Annotated in this window: 4 protein-coding genes; 2 read left to right on the top strand and 2 right to left on the bottom strand. The window is 72.2% G+C overall.

All coding sequences use genetic code 11. The annotated features are described in order from the left end of the window. Positions 1 to 673 precede the first annotated feature (673 nt). Positions 674 to 1,273, bottom strand: a complete 600-nt coding sequence (locus tag ACWDS7_RS47115) for an MFS transporter (RefSeq protein WP_451934617.1) — start codon at positions 1,271 to 1,273, stop codon at positions 674 to 676. A 196-nt stretch (positions 1,274 to 1,469) separates the two neighbouring features. Between ACWDS7_RS47115 and ACWDS7_RS47110 the strand changes: the two genes are divergently transcribed. Continuing rightward, complete coding sequence (locus tag ACWDS7_RS47110; protein ID WP_451934616.1) at positions 1,470 to 2,051, top strand: ClpP family protease; 582 nt, start codon at positions 1,470 to 1,472, stop codon at positions 2,049 to 2,051. A gap of 307 nt (positions 2,052 to 2,358) precedes the next feature. On the opposite strand, the gene ACWDS7_RS47105 is transcribed toward ACWDS7_RS47110, so the two are convergent. Further along, positions 2,359 to 3,093, bottom strand: coding sequence for a DUF2470 domain-containing protein (locus tag ACWDS7_RS47105; RefSeq protein ID WP_451934615.1), 735 nt, complete (start codon positions 3,091 to 3,093; stop codon positions 2,359 to 2,361). Between the two features lie 86 nt (positions 3,094 to 3,179). On the opposite strand from ACWDS7_RS47105, the gene rpsD reads away from it, so the two are divergent. After that, positions 3,180 to 3,794 (top strand): 30S ribosomal protein S4, encoded by a 615-nt coding sequence (rpsD, locus tag ACWDS7_RS47100; protein WP_451934614.1) that lies wholly within the window; start codon positions 3,180 to 3,182, stop codon positions 3,792 to 3,794. Positions 3,795 to 3,925 lie beyond the last annotated feature (131 nt).

Raw genomic sequence — 3,925 nt, 5'->3', positions numbered from 1 at the left:
TGGAGAACAACGTGCTCGACAACCCTACCGGCCACCCTGAACTGGCGGCCGACCCCGAAGAGTTCCGCCACGACACTCTCGCTCACCTGCGGGACCCGCCCGCTCGGCGGGCTGCCCGGTGGACTGGGCGCCGCAGGCGCTCACCGACGCGGCGGCGAGAGCGGCGAGGAGGCCGGCGGAGAGAACACGACGAACGATCATGAGAAAGCCTTTCGACGTACGGCGCCGCGGCCGGAGCGGTGCTCGACATGCCGCCTGGAGGCGCCGGAAAGGTGGACAGGTCAGGTGGAGCGCCCGGCGCCGTGTGGTCCGGCCCGGGTCGTCAGGTCGCAGGGCCCGTCAGGCCGTCGAGGACGAGGTCGTCAGAGGTCACCGAGGACGGGGCCGCCGGTGGACGGGATCGCCGAGGACGGGGCCGCCGGATGACGGGGTCACCGAGGACCAGGCCGCCGGGATGCGAGGACCCGTCGTCGGACGGACCCGCCGTCGGACGGGGCCGCCGTCGGACCGGACCGCCGGTCGGCAGGCCGCCGTCGGACGGGCTCCCCGGTGGGCGAGCCGCCGGTGGCCGGGACCGTCGCCGGACAGGGCGCCGTCGGACAGGCCATCGGTGGACAGGCCGTCGGTGGACGTCGTCGGGGACGGAGGCGAGATCGCCGGAAGGACGAGCTCGTCAGAGCATGACGGGGTGCGGTGCGGGAGGGCCGCGCCGGCTCACCACGTGACGGAGCAGGGCCGGGCGGAGAACGGCGGGTCCGTCCGGGGTGACGGCCACCACGGGTGGCGCGAAGGGGAAGGGACCGCCGCCGAGGACCGGGCCGAGCCGGGCGCCGAGCCGGCGCAGCAGGCCCCAGAGCAGGGCCTCGCCGCGGGCCAGCCACAGCGCGGTCAGCCCCACCGCCCAGCCGTGCGTGACCAGCATGGCGAGCCCGGGCAGCAGCCCCGAGTGCGGGTGGGTGATGAGCGTGGTGAGCTCGGGCAGCAGCCCGGGCCGCGGGTGCGCGGAGGCCGCGTGGCAGGCCGCCGGGTCCGTCGCGGCGAACAGCAGGTGGAGCGCCGCCTGCGTGCTGCCCAGGAGGGGCAGGATCACCCCCACGCCGCGCTCGCGCCCGGTCAGCGGGAGTGCGGCCGCCGCCGCCAGCACCAGCCCGCCCGCCGCGCTCCACGCCGGCACCGTGCCGCCGGCGAGCACGTGCGCGACCGCGCCCAGCCCGAGGGACACCACGGCGAAGGCCGTGGTGCGGGTCAGGCGGAAGATCGCGGTCGCGGGCATGATTCGGCAATCATCACACACCACCGGGTCGCCCCCGCCTCAGCCCTGCCGTGTCCCGGAGACGCGAACGGATTCACGCGCTGCGCTGTCAGCGGAAAGCGCTGACAGCGAACGGGCCGAAACCATGGTGTCGCCCCGCGTTATGGTCGCAGGGATTCACCATTCGTAAATTATGGATTCGGGGCAGGTGAAAGAGATGACCAGTCCGCAGCCCGTGTTCGAGGACCCGCTGTACCAGCGGCTGCTGCGCAAGAGGATCGTGGTGCTCGGCAGCGAGGTGAACGACGAGGTGGCCAACCGGATCTGCGGGGAGCTGCTGCTGCTCTCCGCCGACGACGACGAGCGTGACATCTGGCTTTACATCAACTCGCCCGGTGGCTCGATCTCGGCCGGGATGGCGATCTACGACGTGATGCAGTACATCCCGAACGACGTCGCCACCGTCGGCATGGGCATGGCGGCCTCGATGGGGCAGTTCCTGCTCTGCGCGGGCACGCCCGGCAAGCGGTACGCGCTGCCGCACGCCAGGGTCATGATGCACCAGCCGTCCGGCGGCATCGGCGGCACGGCCAGTGACATCGTCATCCAGGCCGAGCAGATGCTCTACACCAAGAAGGTGATGAGCGAGCGGATCTCCTTCCACACCGGCCAGCCGTTGGAGCAGATCGAGGAAGACTGGGACCGCGACCGCTGGTTCACCGCCACCGAGGCCAAGGACTACGGACTGGTCGACGAGGTCATCCGCAGCACCAGTGTGGTCGGGGCGGAGAATTCATAATTCACCCTATAGGTGATTTTTCTTCTCAATTCAGGCGCACATCGAGAATTGCGCCGAGTTTCTCCGGGGAGTCCTAGCGGGCTCCCCGCGTAACCGGCGGCAGGCCCTGGCGAGAGTGTGACGGGCCGTCTCCTCCGGGAGCGGCACGTCACGCCGGGCAGCGTCGGCCTCCCGCCCCGCGGCGGAGGACGCCCGCGCGGCTCGCGTCCGGAAATACGCCCTCTGACGGCGCCGTGATCTCGCGGACCGCCTCGGCGAGCTCGCGGCCCTGCCGGTGCGCCAGGCGCCCCCTCGGGGAGCCGCCCGCTCAGCGGTGGTGGCAGAGCAGGCAGCGCAGGGCCTGCTCCAGGGAGTCGACGTCGGTGGCGGGGGTGGGCCAGGGCAGTCGGACCAGGGTGGGGCTGTCGATGCCGGAGCGGACGGTCGCGCCGAAGCGGTCGAGTTCCCACAGCCAGACCTCGCTGACGGGGGAGTCGAGCAGCGTGCGCAGCGCTGTCTCCAGCTGCCTGCGGTGGGTGGCGTTGACGTGGCGGAGCATCCGCTCGGCCCCGTCCATCAGGGGGTCGGGGGCCGCGCCGAGATACTCCTCGCCGTCCAGGACGCCCGATTCGGGGGCGGCGAGATAGATCACCTGCCCGACGTCGACCCGGAGCAGCCGGGGGCCGTCGGAACGTTCCAGAGCCTCGAACAGCGCCTCGTCCGGGCAGCTCTCGGCGATCGCCGCCGCGCTCTGCCATGCCTCGGAGGCCGGTACGGCCTGCGTCCAGCCCTGCACCTTGAGCAGGCCGCGCGAGACCTCCCGCCCGCCCAGGGAGCGGCCGGCGGTCAGGTCGACGGTCACCACCGGCTCCTCGCGCAGGCCGTAGAGCGGATCCCCCGGCAGGACCAGCAGCACCGGGCGTCCCGCGCCGTCCACGCCGCCCCTGGCGGGCATCGCCGGCCGGTCGGTGCCGGCGAGGGACACGTGGGTGGGGACGGCGGCGGCGGCCAGCGTGCGGACGCGCTCGGGGATCGGCGGAGCGGTGACGGGCTGCTGCTGCATGGACCGGCTCTCCTTGAGATCGGACGGCCCATTCACTAAGGTTAGGCTTACCTCAATAAGGTAAACCTAATCACAAAGGAGTGACCGTGCGCTACACCGGACCCAAGGTGCGCCTGTCCCGCAGGGCCGGCGTCCCGCTGACCCGCAAGGCCGTCCGCTACTTCGAGGAGCGGCCCTACCCGCCGGGTGAGCACGGCCGCAAGACCAACCGCCGGCAGACCGGTGACTACGGCCTGCGGTTGATGGAGAAGCAGAAGCTGCGCTGGTACTACGACGTATCCGAGCGACAGATGCGCCGTTACTGGGACATGGCGCTGCGCGGCACCGGCCGTTCCGGGGCCGAGCTGGTGGTGCTGCTGGAGAGCCGTCTCGCCTCTCTCGTCCTGCGCGCGGGCCTCGCCCCGTCCATCTACGCCGCTCGCCAGTACGTCACCCACGGCCACATCACCGTGGACGGCCGCAAGGTGGACATCCCCAGCTATCTGGTCAAGCCCGGTCAGGTCGTCGCGGTGCGGCAGCGCTCCCGCGGGATGCAGCCGTTCGTCGCCGCGGCCGAGGGCGTCTACGCCGACGACCGGATCGCCTCCTATCTGGACGTCGACCACGCCGAGCTCCGCTTCACCGTGGTCGGCCGGCCGCTGCGCGAGCAGATCACGGTCCCCGTGGACGAGCAGCTCGTGGTGGAGTTCTACTCCCGCTGACCCACGGCCCGCCGACCCGCGCGGCCCGGCGGCCGGGCCCCGCCCGCCACCGACCACACCCCCATCCCCACCGCCGAACTGGAGCAGCTGCGCGCCGACGCCGCCCGCCTCCGCGCGTTCCGCACGTTCCT

It is taken from the genome of Streptosporangium sp. NPDC003464 (assembly GCF_053588315.1).
Note: the sequence above shows the minus strand (reverse complement) of the source record. Positions and strands in the feature narration are given on the sequence as shown.

Excerpts from the sequence above, each read along its gene's own strand:
- ACWDS7_RS47110 (WP_451934616.1), top strand. The coding sequence starts at position 1,470 with ATGACCAGTCCGCAGCCCGTGTTCGAGGACCCGCTGTACCAGCGGCTG.
- ACWDS7_RS47105 (WP_451934615.1), bottom strand. The coding sequence starts at position 3,093 with ATGCAGCAGCAGCCCGTCACCGCTCCGCCGATCCCCGAGCGCGTCCGC.
- ACWDS7_RS47115 (WP_451934617.1), bottom strand. The coding sequence starts at position 1,273 with ATGCCCGCGACCGCGATCTTCCGCCTGACCCGCACCACGGCCTTCGCC.